This window comes from Enterococcus sp. 6D12_DIV0197, assembly GCF_002174385.1.
In the GTDB taxonomy this organism is placed as follows: domain Bacteria; phylum Bacillota; class Bacilli; order Lactobacillales; family Enterococcaceae; genus Enterococcus_D; species Enterococcus_D casseliflavus.
Window position 1 is genome coordinate 2724637 of the sequence record NZ_NIBN01000001.1, and the last position, 18465, is coordinate 2743101.

Annotated in this window: 26 protein-coding genes; 10 read left to right on the forward strand and 16 right to left on the reverse strand. The window is 42.9% G+C overall.

Annotation, left to right across the window (positions count from 1 at the left end; genetic code table 11):
• Nucleotides 1–999, reverse strand: coding sequence for a UDP-glucose 4-epimerase GalE (gene galE, locus A5867_RS12635; protein ID WP_005229400.1), 999 nt, complete (start codon nt 997–999; stop codon nt 1–3).
• Nucleotides 1000–1040: 41 nt separating this feature from the next.
• A complete protein-coding gene (locus A5867_RS12640) occupies nt 1041–2198 on the reverse strand; it encodes a galactokinase (RefSeq protein ID WP_087627758.1) in 1158 nt (385 codons plus the stop codon).
• A 150-nt stretch (nt 2199–2348) separates the two neighbouring features.
• Here A5867_RS12640 and A5867_RS12645 point away from each other — a divergent pair, with 150 nt between their 5' ends.
• Nucleotides 2349–2516: a DUF3042 family protein gene (locus tag A5867_RS12645; protein WP_017144401.1), complete on the forward strand. Its 168-nt coding sequence runs from the start codon at nt 2349–2351 to the stop codon at nt 2514–2516.
• Between the two features lie 56 nt (nt 2517–2572).
• On the opposite strand, the gene A5867_RS12650 is transcribed toward A5867_RS12645, so the two are convergent.
• From A5867_RS12650 to A5867_RS12690, 9 genes are all read right to left on the reverse strand, one after another.
• On the reverse strand, nt 2573–2929 hold the full coding sequence (locus A5867_RS12650) for a DUF488 domain-containing protein (protein ID WP_087627759.1): 357 nt from the start codon (nt 2927–2929) through the stop codon (nt 2573–2575).
• Nucleotides 2930–3077: 148 nt separating this feature from the next.
• Complete coding sequence (locus tag A5867_RS12655; protein ID WP_005229396.1) at nt 3078–3479, reverse strand: rhodanese-like domain-containing protein; 402 nt, start codon at nt 3477–3479, stop codon at nt 3078–3080.
• Between the two features lie 83 nt (nt 3480–3562).
• Nucleotides 3563–4534 carry an ROK family glucokinase gene (locus A5867_RS12660; RefSeq protein ID WP_005229395.1) on the reverse strand — a complete coding sequence of 324 codons (972 nt, stop codon included), beginning with the start codon at nt 4532–4534 and terminating at the stop codon, nt 3563–3565.
• Nucleotides 4534–4743 (reverse strand): YqgQ family protein, encoded by a 210-nt coding sequence (locus tag A5867_RS12665; protein WP_005229394.1) that lies wholly within the window; start codon nt 4741–4743, stop codon nt 4534–4536. The genes A5867_RS12660 and A5867_RS12665 overlap by 1 nt, the downstream gene beginning before the upstream one ends.
• A gap of 30 nt (nt 4744–4773) precedes the next feature.
• Nucleotides 4774–5442 carry a rhomboid family intramembrane serine protease gene (locus A5867_RS12670; protein ID WP_005229393.1) on the reverse strand — a complete coding sequence of 223 codons (669 nt, stop codon included), beginning with the start codon at nt 5440–5442 and terminating at the stop codon, nt 4774–4776.
• Between the two features lie 12 nt (nt 5443–5454).
• The gene (locus A5867_RS12675) at nt 5455–5994 is read right to left on the reverse strand and encodes a 5-formyltetrahydrofolate cyclo-ligase (protein WP_010749307.1); all 540 of its coding nucleotides are present in this window, start codon (nt 5992–5994) and stop codon (nt 5455–5457) included.
• Nucleotides 5995–6084: 90 nt separating this feature from the next.
• Nucleotides 6085–7062 carry an iron ABC transporter permease gene (locus A5867_RS12680; protein WP_087627760.1) on the reverse strand — a complete coding sequence of 326 codons (978 nt, stop codon included), beginning with the start codon at nt 7060–7062 and terminating at the stop codon, nt 6085–6087.
• Nucleotides 7062–8042 carry an iron ABC transporter permease gene (locus A5867_RS12685; protein WP_087627761.1) on the reverse strand — a complete coding sequence of 327 codons (981 nt, stop codon included), beginning with the start codon at nt 8040–8042 and terminating at the stop codon, nt 7062–7064. The genes A5867_RS12680 and A5867_RS12685 overlap by 1 nt, the downstream gene beginning before the upstream one ends.
• A complete protein-coding gene (locus A5867_RS12690; RefSeq protein ID WP_015510060.1) occupies nt 8039–8830 on the reverse strand; it encodes an ABC transporter ATP-binding protein in 792 nt (263 codons plus the stop codon). The genes A5867_RS12685 and A5867_RS12690 overlap by 4 nt, the downstream gene beginning before the upstream one ends.
• A 202-nt stretch (nt 8831–9032) precedes the next feature.
• On the opposite strand from A5867_RS12690, the gene A5867_RS12695 reads away from it, so the two are divergent.
• The 8 genes from A5867_RS12695 to A5867_RS12730 all read left to right on the forward strand — a co-directional run bounded on the left by A5867_RS12695 (nt 9033) and on the right by A5867_RS12730 (nt 14327).
• Nucleotides 9033–9992 (forward strand): ABC transporter substrate-binding protein, encoded by a 960-nt coding sequence (locus A5867_RS12695; RefSeq protein ID WP_087627762.1) that lies wholly within the window; start codon nt 9033–9035, stop codon nt 9990–9992.
• A gap of 137 nt (nt 9993–10129) precedes the next feature.
• Complete coding sequence (gene rpmG, locus A5867_RS12700; RefSeq protein ID WP_005229384.1) at nt 10130–10279, forward strand: 50S ribosomal protein L33; 150 nt, start codon at nt 10130–10132, stop codon at nt 10277–10279.
• A gap of 271 nt (nt 10280–10550) precedes the next feature.
• Nucleotides 10551–10754 (forward strand): hypothetical protein, encoded by a 204-nt coding sequence (locus A5867_RS12705; protein WP_087627763.1) that lies wholly within the window; start codon nt 10551–10553, stop codon nt 10752–10754.
• Between the two features lie 321 nt (nt 10755–11075).
• Nucleotides 11076–11327, forward strand: coding sequence for a hypothetical protein (locus A5867_RS18110; RefSeq protein WP_087627764.1), 252 nt, complete (start codon nt 11076–11078; stop codon nt 11325–11327).
• Between the two features lie 70 nt (nt 11328–11397).
• A complete protein-coding gene (fosX, locus tag A5867_RS12715) occupies nt 11398–11808 on the forward strand; it encodes a FosX/FosE/FosI family fosfomycin resistance hydrolase (RefSeq protein ID WP_005229379.1) in 411 nt (136 codons plus the stop codon).
• A gap of 64 nt (nt 11809–11872) precedes the next feature.
• The gene (locus tag A5867_RS12720) at nt 11873–12259 is read left to right on the forward strand and encodes a VOC family protein (RefSeq protein ID WP_087627765.1); all 387 of its coding nucleotides are present in this window, start codon (nt 11873–11875) and stop codon (nt 12257–12259) included.
• Nucleotides 12260–12513: 254 nt separating this feature from the next.
• Complete coding sequence (locus A5867_RS12725) at nt 12514–13908, forward strand: Y-family DNA polymerase (RefSeq protein ID WP_087627766.1); 1395 nt, start codon at nt 12514–12516, stop codon at nt 13906–13908.
• Nucleotides 13909–14051: 143 nt separating this feature from the next.
• Nucleotides 14052–14327 carry a hypothetical protein gene (locus tag A5867_RS12730; RefSeq protein WP_005229370.1) on the forward strand — a complete coding sequence of 92 codons (276 nt, stop codon included), beginning with the start codon at nt 14052–14054 and terminating at the stop codon, nt 14325–14327.
• Nucleotides 14328–14362: 35 nt separating this feature from the next.
• Here A5867_RS12730 and A5867_RS12735 read toward each other — a convergent pair whose 3' ends face one another.
• The 4 genes from A5867_RS12735 to A5867_RS12750 all read right to left on the reverse strand — a co-directional run bounded on the left by A5867_RS12735 (nt 14363) and on the right by A5867_RS12750 (nt 16816).
• Nucleotides 14363–14821: a hypothetical protein gene (locus tag A5867_RS12735; protein WP_005229368.1), complete on the reverse strand. Its 459-nt coding sequence runs from the start codon at nt 14819–14821 to the stop codon at nt 14363–14365.
• 67 nt (nt 14822–14888) lie between these two features.
• A complete protein-coding gene (locus A5867_RS12740; RefSeq protein WP_005229366.1) occupies nt 14889–15257 on the reverse strand; it encodes a thioesterase family protein in 369 nt (122 codons plus the stop codon).
• A gap of 7 nt (nt 15258–15264) precedes the next feature.
• Entirely contained in the window at nt 15265–16479 is a 1215-nt protein-coding gene (locus A5867_RS12745; protein WP_087627767.1) for a CCA tRNA nucleotidyltransferase, read from the reverse strand.
• Nucleotides 16466–16816 carry a nucleotide pyrophosphohydrolase gene (locus A5867_RS12750; protein ID WP_005231912.1) on the reverse strand — a complete coding sequence of 117 codons (351 nt, stop codon included), beginning with the start codon at nt 16814–16816 and terminating at the stop codon, nt 16466–16468. Before A5867_RS12750 ends, A5867_RS12745 begins: the two co-directional genes overlap by 14 nt.
• Nucleotides 16817–16953: 137 nt before the next feature.
• On the opposite strand from A5867_RS12750, the gene A5867_RS12755 reads away from it, so the two are divergent.
• Nucleotides 16954–17859, forward strand: a complete 906-nt coding sequence (locus tag A5867_RS12755) for a YitT family protein (protein WP_005237068.1) — start codon at nt 16954–16956, stop codon at nt 17857–17859.
• A 44-nt stretch (nt 17860–17903) separates the two neighbouring features.
• Here the strand turns inward: A5867_RS12755 and A5867_RS12760 are convergent, their stop codons facing one another.
• The gene (locus tag A5867_RS12760) at nt 17904–18461 is read right to left on the reverse strand and encodes a YpiB family protein (RefSeq protein ID WP_034872191.1); all 558 of its coding nucleotides are present in this window, start codon (nt 18459–18461) and stop codon (nt 17904–17906) included.
• Nucleotides 18462–18465: the final 4 nt, after the last annotated feature.

Genomic DNA, 18465 nt, shown 5'->3' on the forward strand with positions numbered 1-18465 from the left:
TTATTCCTCCTGCCCTTGATACCCATTTGGATGGCTGACATGCCAATTCCAAGCAGTCTCGATGATTGCTTCGACGTCGGTATAGACTGGTTTCCAGCCTAAAACCTTTCGTGCTTTTTCACTCGATGCCACTAAGGTACTTGGATCACCGGCACGGCGAGGCGCCACTCTGGCTGGGATCTCTTTTTTCGTTACATTGCGAGCAGCTTCCACCATTTCTTTCACAGAGTACCCATGATTGCTGCCTAAATTGAAAACATTGCTCTCATTGCCTTTTTGTAAATATTCTAATGCCAACAGGTGAGCAGCGATCAGATCTTCGACATGGACATAATCGCGAACACAAGTACCATCTGGAGTATCGTAATCCTCCCCAAAAATCGCTACCTCTTTGCGTTGTCCTAAAGCAGCTTGCAAGATGATCGGTACTAAGTGTGTTTCTGGATCATGGTCTTCACCGATCGAAGCATCCGACTTTGCGCCAGCCACATTGAAATAACGCAATGCGACATACTTCATTCCATAAGCTTCATCGCACCAACGCATCATTTTTTCCATGATCAACTTGCTTTCGCCATATGGATTTTTAGGATTTGTTGGGGTTTCTTCCGTGATTGGACTATGGTCAGGTTCCCCATAAGTTGCTGCTGTAGAGGAAAAGACGATATGTTTCACTTGATGTTCCTTCATCACTTCTAAGAGGACCTGCATCCCATACACATTATTGTTGAAATACTTCAATGGTTTTTCCACAGATTCTCCCACCAAAGAGCTGGCAGCAAAGTGAATCACGCCATCAATCGTTTCTTTTTCAAATACCGATTGTAAAAATGCTTTGTCGCGAATATCTCCTTCATAAAAGGTTGCTGCTGGATGGATCGCTTGGCGATGTCCTGTCAGCAAATTGTCAACGACAACGACTTGTTTTCCTTGTTCGATCAATTGATCGACTGCATGAGAACCGATATAGCCGGCTCCTCCTAATACTAAAATCGCCATATTTTCAGCCTTCTTTCTTCATTCCTTCATCGTTTCTTATTCTACAGTTTTCGTGCACCATCATCAATACTTGCTTGATAAATGTCGGTTGCGTAGCCGATTTCTGCTAAATAGGCTGCTTTGACTGACGCTTCGAAATCAGCCCATTCACTTGCTTTGACCAATGCGATCCCGCAACCGCCAAAGCCCGCACCAGTCATCCGCGCACCTAGAACAGCAGGGTGCGCTTGAGCGGCTGCGACTAGTGTATCTAGTTCATGCCCTGTCACTTCATAATCATCTCGCAATGAAGCATGGGAGGCATTTAATAACTGGCCGAATTCTTCAAGATCACCAGCAGTCAAAGCAGCTTTTGCTTTCAATGTCCGTTGGTTTTCCGTCACCGCATGTTTCGCCCGTTTGATCAAGCGTGGATCATCGATCAATGCTGTATTTGCAAAAAAGGTTGCTTCGTCTAATGCGCCCAATGAATCAATGGCTAATGATTTTTGCAAACGAGCCAATGCTTCTTCACATTCTGCACGTCGTTCATTGTATTTAGAATCAGCCAATTCGCGTCGCTTATTGGTATTCATGATCGCTACGACATAATCGCCAAATGCCGCTGGTACGACTTCATAGTTTAACGTGTTCGTATCTAAAAGCAGTGCATGGTCTTTTTGACCCATTCCGATCGCAAATTGATCCATGATCCCTGAGTTAACGCCAATAAACTCATTTTCGACTTTTTTGCCAATTTTAACTAAGTCCAAGGTCGTCAGGGTTAAATCAAAGAGATCTTTTAGACAAACCCCCGTCAGCAATTCAATCGATGCCGAAGAAGAAAGACCTGCGCCATTCGGAATGTTGCCATAAAAAGCGATGTCAAAGCCTCGATCGATCACTTGCCCCGCTTCTTTTAGAAAACGAACGACTCCTTTCGGATAGTTTGTCCAATCATCTTCTTTTCGGTACTCCAGCTCATCTAACGAAAAGGAGATCACGCCTTTTTCTGGAAAGTTCTCTGAATAGAGTTGGATCAACTGGTCTTCACGTTTTCGCGCTACTGCATACGTCCCTAATGTGATCGCCGCCGGGAAAACATAACCGCCATTGTAATCCGTGTGTTCACCGATCAAGTTGATTCTCCCTGGTGCAAAATACATGCCTGTGCCTTCTGTTCCAAATTTATCAATAAATATCTGTTGCAATTGCTCCATTTCTCTCACTCCCACTTTCTTTTTAGTAAACTTATTGTAAAATATTTACTAAATTATTTCAAGCGTTTTCAATCCCAAAAGTGATTTTTTTTGATATTTTTTCCGTTTTCATTCATAATGAACCTATAACTAAAGGCGAGGTGTTTAATGATGAAACGATTTCTTTCAGGATTTTTAGTAGGAACAGTCGCAACGGTTGCTGCAGCTGCAAGTGTTGTTATGACGGTCAAGAAACAAGTGATTGATCCAATTGATGAACAACAAGCGGATCATGATGAAAAACGGAAACGTGCGATGCGTAAAAGCGTTGCCCGTTAATCATTTGCTACAAAAGAGCCGTCAGCCTTCAATAGGCTGGCGGCTCTTTTAGGTAATCATTCTTCCTTCTCCAATAAGTCCTGCAAAATCACGGCTTGATTTTGTTCTTCATTTTTCGCTCCGTATAGTAAGGTAACGGTCTCTTGTTCAGCAACCAACGCGTTTAACTGCGCCAGGGCAACTTTTGCGGGCGCTTTCTCTAATTCTTGTAGATAGCGGTCTTTAAACACATCAAAACGTTCAGGATCATGCCCAAACCATTTGCGCAATTCAGTACTTGGTGCGACTGCTTTGAGCCATAGATCGATCTGAGCTGTTTCCTTTTTCATCCCTCTAGGCCAGATGCGATCCACCAATACCCGATAGCCATCTGTCGTTTCCGCCGCTTCATATATTCTTTTTCGCTTGATCAACGCACACTCTCCTTATTAATAGACCTAAGTTCAAATAAAGGCAAAAGCCCACAATGTAAATTGAACAATGACTTACTTGAAACACTCCGTTTGGTGTTTCGTCACTCATTCAAATTTGCTTGTGTTCTTTTGCCTTGAGTTCTCTGTTTTATAAACTATTTTTCTTTTTCGTCTTGCCGCTCCAGCCTTCATATCCTTCTTTTAGGATATAGACATTGGTAAAGCCTTCTTTACGTAATTTATTCGCTGCGCGAATACTCAACGATTTACGCGTGTCATATAAGTAGATCGGTTGATCTTTACGAAATGCGCTGAAGGAATTGGTTAAAACAGTAAAGGGAATATTACGCGCCCCTAAAATATGTCCACTGTCAAACTCATTTTTTTCCCGAACATCGATCACTTGGGCTTTCTTCATTCCTGCTTTGAATTCATCTTCTGAGATGATCGTTGCTGAACGGCGTCCCATGATTTGAAAATACGCCCAGTTCAAAGCGATTGCTAAGATGATTAATCCCAAAACCAAGTTTAGCCACATAATTGGTGTCATTTCTTCTATTCCTCTCTATTGTAACAATCATTCTTTTTTTGATTTATGCTGCTTGAATGTATCATTGCCTAGCAGCTTGGCATCTAAGCTTTTGCTGCAAATTGCAAAGCTAATGATGCTGCCCCGATCACACCGGCATCATTCCCAAGTTCTGCCAATTTGATTTCGGTACTTTCCGTTACCTGTGGGAAGGTAAACTGAGCAAAGTAAGCAGCAACCCGTTCACGTAAAAATTCACCGGCTGCTGATACGCCTCCACCTAAAACGATACTTGATGGATTTAATGTGTTTCCTAAATTTCCGCATGCCAACCCAAGGTAGAAGCACACTTTATCAACGACCATCAAGCCAAATGGATCGTTTGCTTGAGCCGCTTCAAAAATATCTTTACTTGAAACATCTTCCCCATTGTCCAGCTGCTGTTTCAATGCCGAATCGCCAGCATATTCTTCTGCCAACTGTCGAGCAACTCGCACAACACCCGTCGCACTAGAAACCGTTTCTAAACAACCACGTTTGCCGCAAGTACATTCAAACCCTTCAGGATCAACAGTGATATGACCGATTTCTCCAGCACAACCAGCAACCCCATGAAGCAATTGCCCTTCCATGATGATACCGCCGCCAACACCTGTACCTAGTGTGATAAAGATGACATCAGGATTGTTATCCCCTGCCCCTTTCCAGCGCTCACCTAAAGCTGCTACATTGGCATCGTTATCGATGGCAAAGGGGATTTTTGTGCCTTTTTCAATCAGTTCTTTGACTGGCTGAAGTGTTTTCCAGTTCAGATTGTAGGCACCGATAACGGTTCCTTTGTCACGATCGACACTTCCTGGTGTCCCCATACCAATACCGATAAATGCTTCTGGCTGTAAGCCATATAATTCTAGGCGATGATTGATCGATGCCACGATTTCTGGCACAATATGTGAGCCTTCATCAAGAATATTGGTGTCAATACTCCATTTTTGCTGAATCTCGCCTTCGCTCGTTAAAATAGCGAATTTCACCGTTGTTCCGCCTAAATCAATTCCGATGATTTTTTTGTCCATCACTTGTTTTCCTCCCGGCTTTCTTCAATTCGATGCTCCCGCGTAAGAATTCGCCGGGCAGTCAGATATACATCCCGATCTATCAAGCGACTGTCATAAAAGTTTTTCAGCTCGATTTGCATCAGTTCTATATCGTAGATCCGCTTGCCGACATATACGTAAACACCAAATTGTTTCAGTAATTGTTGTACGTCATATAACGTTTCCATTTAACCACTTCCTGCTTATTATACAAGTAATTAATATTTTTTAAAACCATATATCACAAAAATAGCCAATAAGAAAACAAAGAGTACGCCAGAGAGGATTCTGGTGTGGATCGAATATTTTCCATAGTTCTTTGGCAATGCCAAAAGATTCCCTAACAATAACCCACCGAGGATCCCCCCAATGTGTCCCCACATATCGATCGTTTGATCAAACACCCCAAAAACCAGGTTCAATCCAACGAATAGGGCAAATTGCCGTACCATTGCTTGGATGCGGTAATCATTTCTAAAATGCCAACCTAAAATCAAAAATGCCCCGAAAAGTCCGAATAAAGAAGTACTAGCGCCTGCTGATTGAACCCCTATTTGGTTGAAGGCAAAACTCATGGTATTGCCCATGATGCCGCTTAGCAAATACAAGGCAAAAAAACGGCTATGACCATAGATGGCTTCTACTTGCTGCCCCATATAATACAGAATCACAGAATTGATCGCAAAATGAGCCAAACCGAAATGTAGAAAGATCGGGGTAACGAAACGCCAATATTCATTTAAATAAACGACAAACGGACCAAACATCACCCCGCCTGATTGAATAGAGGGACTAAAATAACCTAAGATAAACACAATTGTTTGGATAGCTAAAAACAGATACGTGAAGACCGGCTGATTCAGCCATCTTTTCATTTGAGAATTCATTGACGTGCTCCTTTACGTGCGAATAAGAGAATCCGTATAGATTTTATCGATTGGGATGTCGAATACATCTGGTGTCCATTGATCGTTGAATTGCTCTCCGAAGACCAAAGAAACGGTCTTGCCATCGAAAGCTGACAAGAAACGATCATAATAGCCACCGCCAAAGCCGATGCGATAGCCGTTTTTAGAAAACGCCAAACCGGGAACAATCAGCAAATCCAAGTGATGGGCTTCTTGCTCACTGATCGGCTCTTCAACTCCAAATGCCGACGCTTCATAACGTGTTGTCGGCTCCACATGATAAAACTGCAATTTTTTCTGTTGTGCTTTCGGCACTGCGATTCGTTTGTTTTGTTCAAATCCTTTAGCAAAAATAGCCGCTGTATCAAATTCAAATGGCAACGAACGGATCACACCTACTGACTCAGCTGTTTGCCAAATTTGAGAAGAAAACAGCAACTGCAAAATCAGCGTTTCTTTCTGCTGCTTTTGTTTGATTGGCATTTGTTTTAATGTTTGGATCATGTGCTCTCTAATGACTGGTTTTTCCATTGGATCACTCCTCTCAGAAATAGTACCAAAAACTGTGTCCAAATAGCAAACTAGAATCGCAGTTTTCTTGACAAGATCATGACTAGTTGCTCATCCTTCTTTACGTCGGATCAGCAAAAAGACAAAGTACGGTGCCCCTACGATAGAAATGATGATACCAGCTGGGATCTCGCCGCTTGTCAATAGCAAACGACCGATCGTATCACTGACTAAGACTAGCAGACTGCCGATCATTCCCGCTAAGAAAAAGGCACTGCGAGATTCTCTGCCGATGAGTCCCTTAGCGATATGAGGCGCCAATAAGCCCACAAAGGCTAAATTACCAGTATAGCCAACCGTACTGGCAGCTAAACCAACCGCGATCACTAAAAACCACGTCCGCAAACGGGTCAAAGAAACCCCTAAGCTAATTGCCTGCTCCTCGCCAAAGCCAAGTAAGTTAAGCCTTGGTACGGTCCAGAAAGCTGCGGCAGACAATACGATGACCCAAGGAAGCAGACTGGTGATTTGCTGCCAAGAAGTTCCCCAAATCGAACCAGAAAGCCACGCTGTTACAAAGCGATAGCGGTCTTTTGATAATTCCACCGTAAAGAGTAAGGTAGCCGCCGCCAGCCCTGCATTGACGGCGATTCCCGCCAGCAGTACTCGCTCCATCGATAACAATTGGCGGTGCTTATAGGCAATCAAATAGACCAGTACAGCAGCTAATAAACCACCGATGATCCCAACGACAGGCAAAAGCTGCGATCCTTGGGTATAAAAACCCAAGTAGATCATCACAAAGAGCCCTGCCCCATTGTTGATTCCTACGATACTTGCATCAGCCAACTCATTTCTCGTCACTCCTTGCAAGACAAACCCAGAAAAACCAAAGGCACCACCAGCGATCAGCGCTAGACAAGCCCGTGGTAGTCGAAACTCAGTAAAAGTCAGTACTTGACTCGAAGATGCCGTTCCTTGAAAGATTGCCCCTAATGCCTGAAAGGATAAAATTGTTTTTCCCACCATGACACTTCCTAAAAAAGCGACCATCAGCAGTAGGAAAAAAACAGAGAGTGTTTTTTTCATCAGCCTTCCCTCCGTATCTTGATCAATAGAAAAGGCACACCAATCAATGCCATCAGTATCCCAAAGGGTGTCTCAAAGGGCGGATTGATCAGGCGGCCAGCCAGATCAGCGGCCATCACCAGTGTTCCTCCTCCAAGAATCGTCAAAGGCAAAATCAGTTGATAGTTTTTGCCCACCATTCCCCGCACGACATGAGGAACCATTAAGCCGACAAAACTGACCGGTCCAACAAGCGAAACCGCCATTCCCGCCAAAACTACGACTAACAGTAAGGCAGATGCCCGAATCAGATGCGGGTGCTTGCCTAATGAAATGACGGTGTCATCTCCTAGCGCTAACAGATTCAACGCTTTTCCTAGACGTAGCACAAAAGCGATGGCAATCAGATAGATGGGGCCCACAAAACGCAGTTGCTGCCAAGTCACATTTGCGGCACCACCGATAAACCAAAAGGCTAGCTCTTGATTTAAATCAAATTGCAGTGACAGGGTCTGACTGATGGCTGAGAAAAAAGAACTTAGTGCCACACCAGCCAAAATCAAACCTGTAGGTGACATACCCAATTTGGCATAGCGAGTCAATAAAAAAAGCAGCGCAGTTGCCACAAAGGCACCCAAAAACGAAAATAGCGCCGCTTGACTCGGTTGAATACTAGGAAATAGGATAAATGCGATCGCTAATCCCATCGCAGCCCCACTGTTGACACCTAAAAGACCGCCATCTGCCAGAGCGTTTTTCGTAATTCCCTGCATGATAGCTCCCGTAACAGCAAAACAACTTCCTACTAGAAAAGCAGCCAACACACGGGGCAATCGAATATTGCGCAAGACTTGATGCAGCTGATTCTCATAGTCAAAAGCAAAGATAGCATCCCAGATCGTTTCAAAGGAAAGGTCTGCAGCGCCTTGGGTGATCGCCAAAAAGAAACAGATAATAAAGCAGCAGCTAAAAAGCAGCAGCAACCAAGAAAACTTTTTCATGCTTGGGCTCCTAACTCATAGGTCAAGACCAATGGCTTTGTGCTATTAGGAAAGGTTCCTAACATGGCGTCGATCTCAAACAAACGCTGTAGCCACTCTTTGGTCAGCACTGTTTCTGGTGTACCAGAGACCAACAGTTCTCCACCTTTTAATGCATAAATATAATCAGAAAAACGTGAGGCATGATTCAGGTCATGAATCGACATAATGATCGTTTTTCCGTAGGTTTTATTGATTTGCTGTAATAAGAGCAAAATTTCTAATTGATGCGCTGGATCTAAAAAGGTCGTTGGTTCATCTAAAATCACGATATCCGTATCTTGCGCAAGTGCCATGGCGATCCAAACGCGCTGTTTTTGTCCCCCTGACAGCGTGCTGATCGTTTCATCTGCTAGTGCTGTCAAACCCGTTGCCTGCAAGGACCAGTCGATCGCCGCAAGATCTTGTTCCGATAAACTATTTAGTCCTTTTTGATAGGGAAAACGACCATAAGAAACAATTTCGCGAATCGTCAAGCCAATCGATGAATCGCTAACTTGTGAGAGCAGCGCAATCTTTTTCGCTACTTCTTTGGTTTTGATGTTTTGCAGGTTTTGTGCATCTAAGAGGACCTCACCAGACAATGGCTGTAAAATTCGGGCAAGTGCCTTTAAAAACGTCGATTTCCCACTGCCGTTCGGACCAATCAAGCCGATGATTTTCCCTTCTGGCATCTCAATTGTTAGATTTTGCACAATTTTTTGTTTTTGATAGCCGACACTCAAGTCAACTGTTCGTAATTTCGCCATATTCGTCCCCAAAATAAATGATTGATAATGCTTATCAATTATGAATGTAATCCTACTATTCGTCAATAGTTCTAAAAAAAGGAAATAAAAAAATAAGATTGACAAAGGAGCGTTTCTTCGTGATAATAGCTATCAGCAAATGAGAACTATTCTCAATTAAAATAATAAGTGCTCAACATGTAACAAAGGAGGAAGTGTTTCTATGAAACAATGGTCAAAAAGAAGTACTTGGCTTACCCTGCTAGCTGCCTGCTCCCTTACCCTACTGGGTGCTTGCAGCACGAATAATGACTCAACGGATAGCAGTGGATCAGCCACTACTTCTTCAGAAATAGCAACAACCTTTACCGATGCTATGGGAAATGAAGTCACTGTTCCCGAAAACCCACAGCGGGTGATTGGTAGTTATTTGGAAGATTATTTGGTCGCTTTAGAGGTAACACCGGTTGCTCAATGGACCGTCGGCAATGACAGTGATCAAGCATACTTGCAAGACAAACTGGCGGAGGTTCCAAGGATCAACTACGATCTGCCCTTTGAAGATGTCTTGAGCTTTGAGCCAGACCTGCTACTGATGGATAGCAATTCCATGGTGGAAGGTGACAAATATGATCAATACAGTAAAATCGCGCCGACCTATGTGGTCACAAATGGCGAGGACGTGACTTGGCGGGAACGTCTGACAGATATTGCAAAGGTGTTACACAAAGAAGAGCAAGCTGCCCAAGTAGAAGCTGATTATGATGACTTAGTCGCTGCTACCAAGGAAACGTACGCTGATCAAATCCAAGGCAAGTCGATCGCTGTTTTATGGGTGGTCAATAACTCTGTCTTCATGGTTTCAGAAACAAAATCAAGCGGTCAGCTGCTGTATCACGAACTCGGTTTTAAAGTTCCCTCACTGGTTTCGGAAATCAGTGAAAGTGCCACTGCTGATTGGTCTGCCGTTTCTCTGGAAAAATTAGCAGAATTGGATGCCGATTACTTGATTTTAGTAAATAGTGATAAAGGCGCTGATTTTTTCAGTGAACAAGTCTGGCAAAATCTTGATGCAGTCAAAAACAATCATTTATGGGAATTCGGCCCTGAATCAAGCTGGCTCTACAACGGTCCGATCGCCTATACCAAAATGATCGAAGATATCCAGAGCAAATTGGACTAATGCGTTTCAAGAAATTCGTCAAGTAAAACTACTTAACAAATTTCAGGAAAAAGCTAGCATTCCCTCACGAAACATGCTATTATATTTTAGTCTGAGAGATTTCTTAGAGGATTCTTGTATCGTTAGGGGGGAAAATCATGCGCGTAAACATCACATTAGAGTGCACTTCTTGTAAAGAACGCAACTACTTATCAAACAAAAACAAACGTAACAATCCTGATCGTTTGGAAAAGAAAAAATATTGCCCACGTGAAAGAAAAGTTACTTTACACCGCGAAACAAAATAATGCTATTTAAGAAGTTCGCAAACGCTGATAACCAAGGCGTTTGCGAACTTTTTTTTTTGTAAAAACTAGCTTTGAGGTGATGGTTTTGAATGGAACTCCCCTTCTATTAGCCCTTGTTCTTTCAAACTTAGATAGTAATTGCATCGTCTCCTTGATTACTCTTTGTTTTAGCTGCTTCTTGACTTCTCTTCTTTGGACTTTTAAGCCATTTCTTTGTAAAGTCACAAAAATAAATTTTAATGTATAATGTATAGAAAAAAGGAGAAATTAAATGTTTAACAAAGAAGAAAAAGAGTTTCGTTGCAACCATTGCAAAAAAGTGATCGACACAGGGGAAGTCGTTTGGACAAAATGGTCGTTTCCGCCGAAAGCTTCTGCTTACCAACTAAAACCCAGAAAAGAATTAGCACTGATAAACGCGCCGATCCTTTGCCTAAATTGCTCAGAAAAGCTTCTCCTGGAACACATCGAATAACTATTCTTTTCATCGTTTTATTGTCTCTCTTTGTCCATCATAAAAAAAAGCAGGCAGTAGCCAAATTCACTTAGTGAATGTATTGCTGCTTTTTTTGAATAAGCATCAGGAGAACGCATGAGCAGCAACAAAGATTTCAGGGGCGATTAAGCGGCAGCTTCATTTTCCGAAATTTTTTGCAGTATCTCTCCCGCGATTATGCGCGAGATGATTTTGGCAATAACCATAATATGAAGCCGCTCTCTCCCGTTGCCACCTTTTCTGTATACTTTGATCTCCGATCGACCCTTTCATGCTATACTGCCTATAGGAGGTGAACCCATGCTTGGCAATTTTACGTATCTACCTAGTAACTATCGTCTGTTTTATGGTGCTTTTCTTTTTGCTCTTATTGGAAATATGCTTTTCATTTTCATCAAACACCCTGCTTGGACCTTTAGCCTACCGACGGTGATTGTCCTCTTCTTAATAAATGTCTTCTTTTGGACCAAATACACGAAGAAACTTATTCCTTGCGCAACAGATGCACTGTTTTATGTTCTTCTCTTCCTCTTGGTATTTCACAATCACTAACATAATGCTTCTTTTGATACTGATTGTTTCTCTTTCCCCTATTTCGTCATAGCAAAGGAGTGTTGATGCGATGGAGATTTCCCATATCACGTTGATCGTACAGAATTTAGCAAAGACGACAACGATGCTGGAAACATTGTTTGATGCAGAGGAAGTTTATGATAGTCAGGACCAGGCCCATTCTTACTTCCCAGAAAAATTCTTTTTGATCGATGGCTTATGGCTTGCTGTTATGGAGGATGCCTCCCAGAAGCTGCCAAAAACGTATAACCATATTGCCTTTAAAATCGATCAAGCTCAAATCGATTCCTTGATTACGCGCATCCAAGGACTAGGATTGAAGATCGAAAAAGATCGTTCCCGCAGCAAAGGCGAAGGTGCTTCTATTTATTTTTATGACGATGACAACCATTTATTTGAATTGCATACTGGTACGTTGGCTGAACGGTTGCACCATTACCGTCTGACAAAAACGAGGTGATCTTCATTGCTAGCAACTGCATTGACTGTTATGTAAAGAACGCCCACATGAAAGGAAGAAAACAATGAAACTAGATATGGTCGGTATTATCACAAAAAACATGGAACAGGCACTGGCTTTTTATCAAGTACTTGGCTTCACGCCATTAGGTCAGCACTCAGAAGATTATATGGAATTAGCAAACGACGGGATTCGCATCTCCTTGAATAGCCGCCAGATGGTTGCTGGGATCTACGGACATGCACCAATGACTGTGGGTGATACGATTGAATTAGCCTTTTTATGTGATTCTCCTGAAGAAGTTGATGCCCTTCATGCAAAAGTCGTTGCTGCCGGGTATCAGTCTTTCAAAGAACCTTGGTCTGCCTTTTGGGGGCAACGCTATGCCATTGTCAAAGATATAGACGGCAATCTCTTAAGTTTGTTTGCAACCCTACCTGCCGAAAATTGATTTAAGCTACGACAGTCGGTCCAATGGAGCGGCTGTTTTTTTATCCGTTTTTCGGGTAAAAAGACAAAACCCCGTATGTATGTCCAATCGAATTCTGATAATCTGAAATGAATGTATTCCTTATAAACCAACGTTTCCCATCATTATAAAACAAAAATAACTTCTCTATAAAAAAACAAATCCCCCTCATCCGCTCCTGTTCGCTTGACAAAAAAGAACAAACGTTCGTATAATTTCGGTAAGGAGTGATAAAAATGGGTGGTTTTAATTATGCGCTCGAGCCAAAACGCGATATCTTATTTATTGATGTCAAAAGTTTTTATGCTTCTGTAGAATGCATCTCTCGTGGATTAGATCCTATCCAAGCGATGCTGGTCGTCATGTCACATTCTGACAATACTGGTAACGGCTTAGTCTTAGCAGCTTCCCCAAAGGCAAAATCGGTATTGGGAATTTCAAATGTGACTCGCAATGACAACCTGCCGACACATCCCGATTTGTACAAAGCATCGCCGCGTATGAGTTTTTATATCAAAGAAAACACCAAAGTCAATAATGTCTTTCGCAAATATGTTGGACAAGACGACTTGCTGCTCTATTCGATCGACGAAACGATGATGGATCTGACCCGTACATTGGATCTTTTCATTCCCGATAAAACGATCTCTCGCGAAGAAAAACGTTGGTTGATTGCCCAGCAAATTCAAAAAGACATTTACGAAACAACGAAATTGTATGTCACCATCGGCATTGGCGACAATCCATTGTTAGCAAAACTAGCTTTAGATAACGAATCCAAACACAATCGTTCCTTGATCGCTGAATGGACCTATGACGATGTACCGACAAAAGTTTGGCAGATCGCCCCTATGACAGAGTTTTGGGGGATCGGTCGGCGCACAGAAAAACGACTGCACTTGATGGGGATTGAAACGATCGAGCAATTGGCTCACGCCAGTCCTGATCTTTTACGCAGTCGCATGGGGATCATTGGCGAGCAGCTCTATCATCACGCCCATGGCATTGATCGCACGATTTTATCTGAACCGACACCACAAGTGATGGAAAAAAGCTACGGCAATAGCCAAGTCCTACATCGCAATTATTATTTACAAGAAGAAATCGAGATCGTCATCAAGGAAATGGCGGAACAAGTTACCGCTCGGATTCGCCGTCATCATTGTCAGACCGCTTGTATCAATGTTTACATCGGCGTAGCCTTTGGTGAAACTGCCTCTGGTTTTTCCCGACAAATGAAGATCCCGCCAACTGACAATACCCGCAAACTTGTGGCTCATTGCCTGTTTCTCTTTCGAAAATTTTATACGGGGCAAGTCGTTCGCCACATCGGTATTACCTATTCAAAATTGGTTTATACAGAAAATGTCCAGCTGGATCTTTTTGAGCAAGCAGAAACGCAGTTGCGCCAGCGTAAATTAGATTTGATCATCGATAAGATTCGTGAAAAATACGGCTTCACTTCGATCGTTCACGCCACAAGCCGGATGGAAGGCGCTCGCGCCATTGCTCGCAGCAAATTAGTCGGCGGACATGCCGGTGGTCTAGATGGGATCGCTAATATAGGACCCGTCCATCAGCAAAAGGAAAAAGAACCGTTTGCTGATGGTTCGAAAAATACTGGCACTTGATTCGTTTTTCTTTCCTTTTTGCTGACAAATCTTAAGATAACATTAACAAACGGTCCATTTTTTAAAGATTTATGTAATTTCGATTCGCCCACCTCCCCCTTTGTTCTTTTCTAAGGTACTTTAATAGCAAGGAGTGTGAGCAGATGAAAATTGACAAAATCGAATACAAACGAGTCATCAACGGTGCGGGACACCTTGAGTACGATTTGCTGCAATATTTAGAAAAGAATCGGGCGACTGCTGCACAAAACCTGAAACAGTCTGAGATCGATTACCTTTTAGAAAAAGATATTCAGCATCGTATCATCCAACATGCGCGTAAGAGTTTCTTTGGCGATACGATCGTTTTAAAAGATGAATATGCCGAAGATTATCTTTTATTAAAAAAGTATACGGATATGTTCCAAGAATCATTCTAAAAAAAAACGCAGAACCAACTGGTTCTGCGTTTTTCTTATTCTTCGAAATGTTCTTTATAAACATCATCGACTGTCTGGTTCGGGTCGATCACGATATAAAGGCTCTTCGTTTTCTCACTGATTTTTGTTGATTGGTATACGTTATCCAATCCTTCCGTATCTTTGTCCTTATATGGGAAATACACAAGATCCGGTGTACCGTTACGGTAAAGAATTTCCATCCGTTCGATATCTTCATATTTCAACGCACGGGCAAACATCCCTAATTCAAGCCCACCTAAGTTGATGTCATGCGTTGCCACATGATCGCCTTCTTGGAAGATTTCAATTTTGAACCCAGCACATGGATGAATCTCAACAAATTCGCTTCCGTGGATGCGGCCAAAACTGGTCGTGATTTGTTTGATCCACAAGTCACCGATGTAACGGCGCTCAATCGTCCATGTTTCTCCATTACGGAAATAAAATTTTAAAGCTTTCATTTCTCTAGCCATGACAAAACGCTCCTTTTTATTAGTAATACACTTTAATTCTAACACATAGTCGCCATCGGGACACAAATTAACTTTGTTTTTCGTTGACTTTTTTCATGAACCGAGAGATTTCCACTGCTGCTCGTTGATGCGTCCCATTGGCAATGATCTGTTGTTTCGCGTCTATTACCTGATAATGAAATTGGAGCCCCTGTTCTTTTTCCCACTGCACAAGAACTGTGATTGTCGCTCCAACTGGTGAAGGCTTCAAATGATTGATCGAAAACTTTGTACCGACGGTAGTAAACCCTTTATCTAAAGTAGGCTCAAGGGCTTCCCAACAGGTGTTTTCCACCATTGCTACCAATCGTGGGGTTGCTAAAACGTCTAATCCCCCAGAACCCAAAACAGCCGCAGTGTCTTGCTGTCCCACGATAAATTCTTTTTTGCTTTCCATTTTTCAGTTATCCCTCCTTTGCTAAATACGCTTGGATAAACGCTAATAGTGCTTCTTTTTCATTAGGGATTTTTCGTGTGATGACTGCAGCTTCGGCAGCGGTCAAGACTTCTTTGAGCCACGGACCAGAAGAACGATCGATCGTTTGTAGTAAATCACGTCCATCGATCGCCAACTCCTTCAGTGAATGGATCGGCAGCTGCTGATAGCGCTGACTGATTTTTGCTGGATCGTTGGGCTGATTGTCATAACGCAATAATCCTTCGGCTAAACAGGTTGCTTCTAGACCGAACTGATACAACACTAGGTCATTCCATTCGCCGTTTCGACGCGCGAGCAGTGCTTGATAAGCCGTGTGTACTTGGCGGATGCAGTCATTGGAACATTTCCAAGCTTTTAAAAAGCTGCGGACTGCCTCTGGCGCTAAACCCATTTGGTCAATGAGCAAAACCCAGGCCGCCGTTTCGTTTTCTAATGGGATCGCTGGCAGGTCTGCCATCCGCAGTAACGCCTCACCGTATTCCCGCAAGCCTGGGCAATAGATATAGCATTCGGTTTCTACTAGCGCCCGTAGTGCTTGGTTCCGATGATTGCCTAAAAGCAATTTCACGAATTCAATCATGATCCGTTCAACAGAGATTTTTCCCAACAAGGCATGATTCGCATGGATAGCAGCCAATGTTTCTGTTTCTAAAACAAAGCCCAATTGACTGACAAAACGCAGCCCCCGCATCATTCGTAGGGCGTCCTCATGGAAACGTTCCTGGGGGTGACCCACTGCTCGTAAGATTTGATTATCGATATCTGCCAGACCATCGAAAAGATCAATGATGACACCATCTTCTTGAAGTGCCAACGCATTGATGGTAAAGTCCCGCCGTTTTAGATCTTCTTTCAGGGAACGGACAAAATCCACTTTGTCGGGTCTGCGGTAATCTTGATAGGCTGCTTCCGTTCGAAACGTAGTGATCTCATACTGCGCCTGCTCCCACAAAACCAACACCGTCCCATGCTCGATGCCAATGTCAATGGTTCGAGGAAAAAGCGCCTTGATTTCGGCTGGAAATGCACTGGTAGCAATATCGACATCATGAATCGGCTGGCCTAAGATCGTGTCTCGCACGCTGCCGCCGACAAAGTATGCTTCATAGCCTGCGGCTTCGATTTTTTTTAAAAGCGGTGCAGCTTCTGCAAATTCTTTTGGTAGTTTAGTCAGTTTCATTTACTTTCCCATCTTTTCTTTCAAAACGATACGCATCCCGCTGATTGAATTTTGCCATATTTTCCTCAAACACTTCAGTCAGGTCGATGTCTAGTGAATTGGCCATGATCATCGTCACAAAGAGTACATCACCGAGCTCTTCTGCCACTGTTTTTTCAACTTCATCGCTTTTTTTATTTTTTTCCCCGTAATAGTGATTCACTTCTCGCGCCAATTCGCCGACTTCTTCGGTCAAACGAGCCATTTGGGCGAGGGGGCTGAAATAGCCAGTTTTGAATTGCTGAATATACGCATCGACTTCTTCTTGCATCGATGCCAAAGAACGTTTTTCTGTCATTTTCTCCACCCTTTCTCGTTTATCTTACCAAAAGAATGGCTGCCTGCCTAGATAGAGCCCCCTTCAGGATTTGTTGTGCATTCAATGATTTCGTGCTACATTGATACTTGTGGAAGTTGAATAACGGAGGAAACAGGATGCGGGCATTTTTTTCATGGCGAACGATTCGCGATATTGTTTTGATTATTTTTGGTACAAGTATCTATGGCTTCGGTCTAGTCTATCTAAATATCCCAAATGACTTAGCAGAAGGCGGTGTGACGGGGATCACCTTGATCCTGCGAGCCTTATGGGGAATCAATCCTGCCATCAGTACACTGATCTTAAATATTCCGATCATTTTGATCGGTGGCAAAATTCTTGGTCGACGCTCATTAGTGTATACGATTTTAGGAACTTTTGGTTTGTCTTTTTGGTTGGCATTTTGGCAGAGTGTTCCCCTGTTGATCGATCTGCAGCACGATCTGCTGATCGTTGCGCTCTTGGCTGGTTTGATTGCAGGGATCGGTAGTGGGATCGTCTACAAGGTCGGGGGAACGACTGGCGGAGTCGATGTATTGGCACGTATTTTAGAGAAAAACTTTGGGGTGACGATCGGGCGGTCGCTTTTGATCTTTGATGTGTTCGTCCTGTTGCTTTCTTTGACCTATATAGATTTGAACCGCATGATGTATACCTTGATTTTTTCTTATGTCTTCACTCGTGTGATCGATTCGATCTTAGACGGCGGCTATTCAGCCAAAGGGATTTTAGTGATCAGCAATCATAGCGAAGAGATAGCTCCTGTTTTAATGGATGAATTGGAACGCGGTGTCACGTTTTTACAGGGCGAAGGGGCTTACTCAAGAGTATCGAAACAAATCATTTATATGGTGGTCAGCGGACGGGAGATTTCTGAAGTCAAGCGCATTGTTCATGACTTTGATCCGCAAGCGTTTGTTTCTGTCATCAATGTCCATGAAGTCGAAGGCGAAGGCTTTACTTACTTAAGACCTAAGTCACGGTTCTTACAGCGCAAAGCAGCGGTCTCTAAAACAAAATAAAGACTAAAAAAGCAGTCCCGGTTAAAGGACTGCTTTTTTATTTGTCAGCGGCTTTTTTCTTTTTGTTGGAGCAAGTGCCGATTTACTTCATCGGAAAGTTCTAAGAAGGCATCACGATCCCCATTTTCCAATGCTAGATCGATCTGCCGATACAAGGTATCAATTTTGGTTTTTGCTTCTTCTTTTTCAAGGTACTGGGTAACATGTTGGGTCATTTCTTGATCCAAGTGGTCGTTCCAACGTTCATAAGGATTGTCTTCTAAAACTGCTAAATAAAAGGATTGCGACCAAGAATCTGGAAAGAGACATTCAAGATACAAGGGTTGTTTCCAATTCATGCGAATCTCGTGAAAAATCTGATCAATGTCATAAAAGGTCTGTCCTTCGATACTCAAGACAAAGGGTTCGCCTCCAACTTCCGTACTGCGGACACTTAAGCCCCGTTTGGCTGCGGCTGCCCCTTCTACAAAATGAACATTGGTCAAGATCGCTTCATGGTTCGCCAGATAGTTTAACACCCAAGAGACTTCTCGGCGGCTGAAGGAAACGGTCGAAACTAACCAATTAAGAAACTTTTTCTTTTCTTGTACATTGATGTTCATTTCT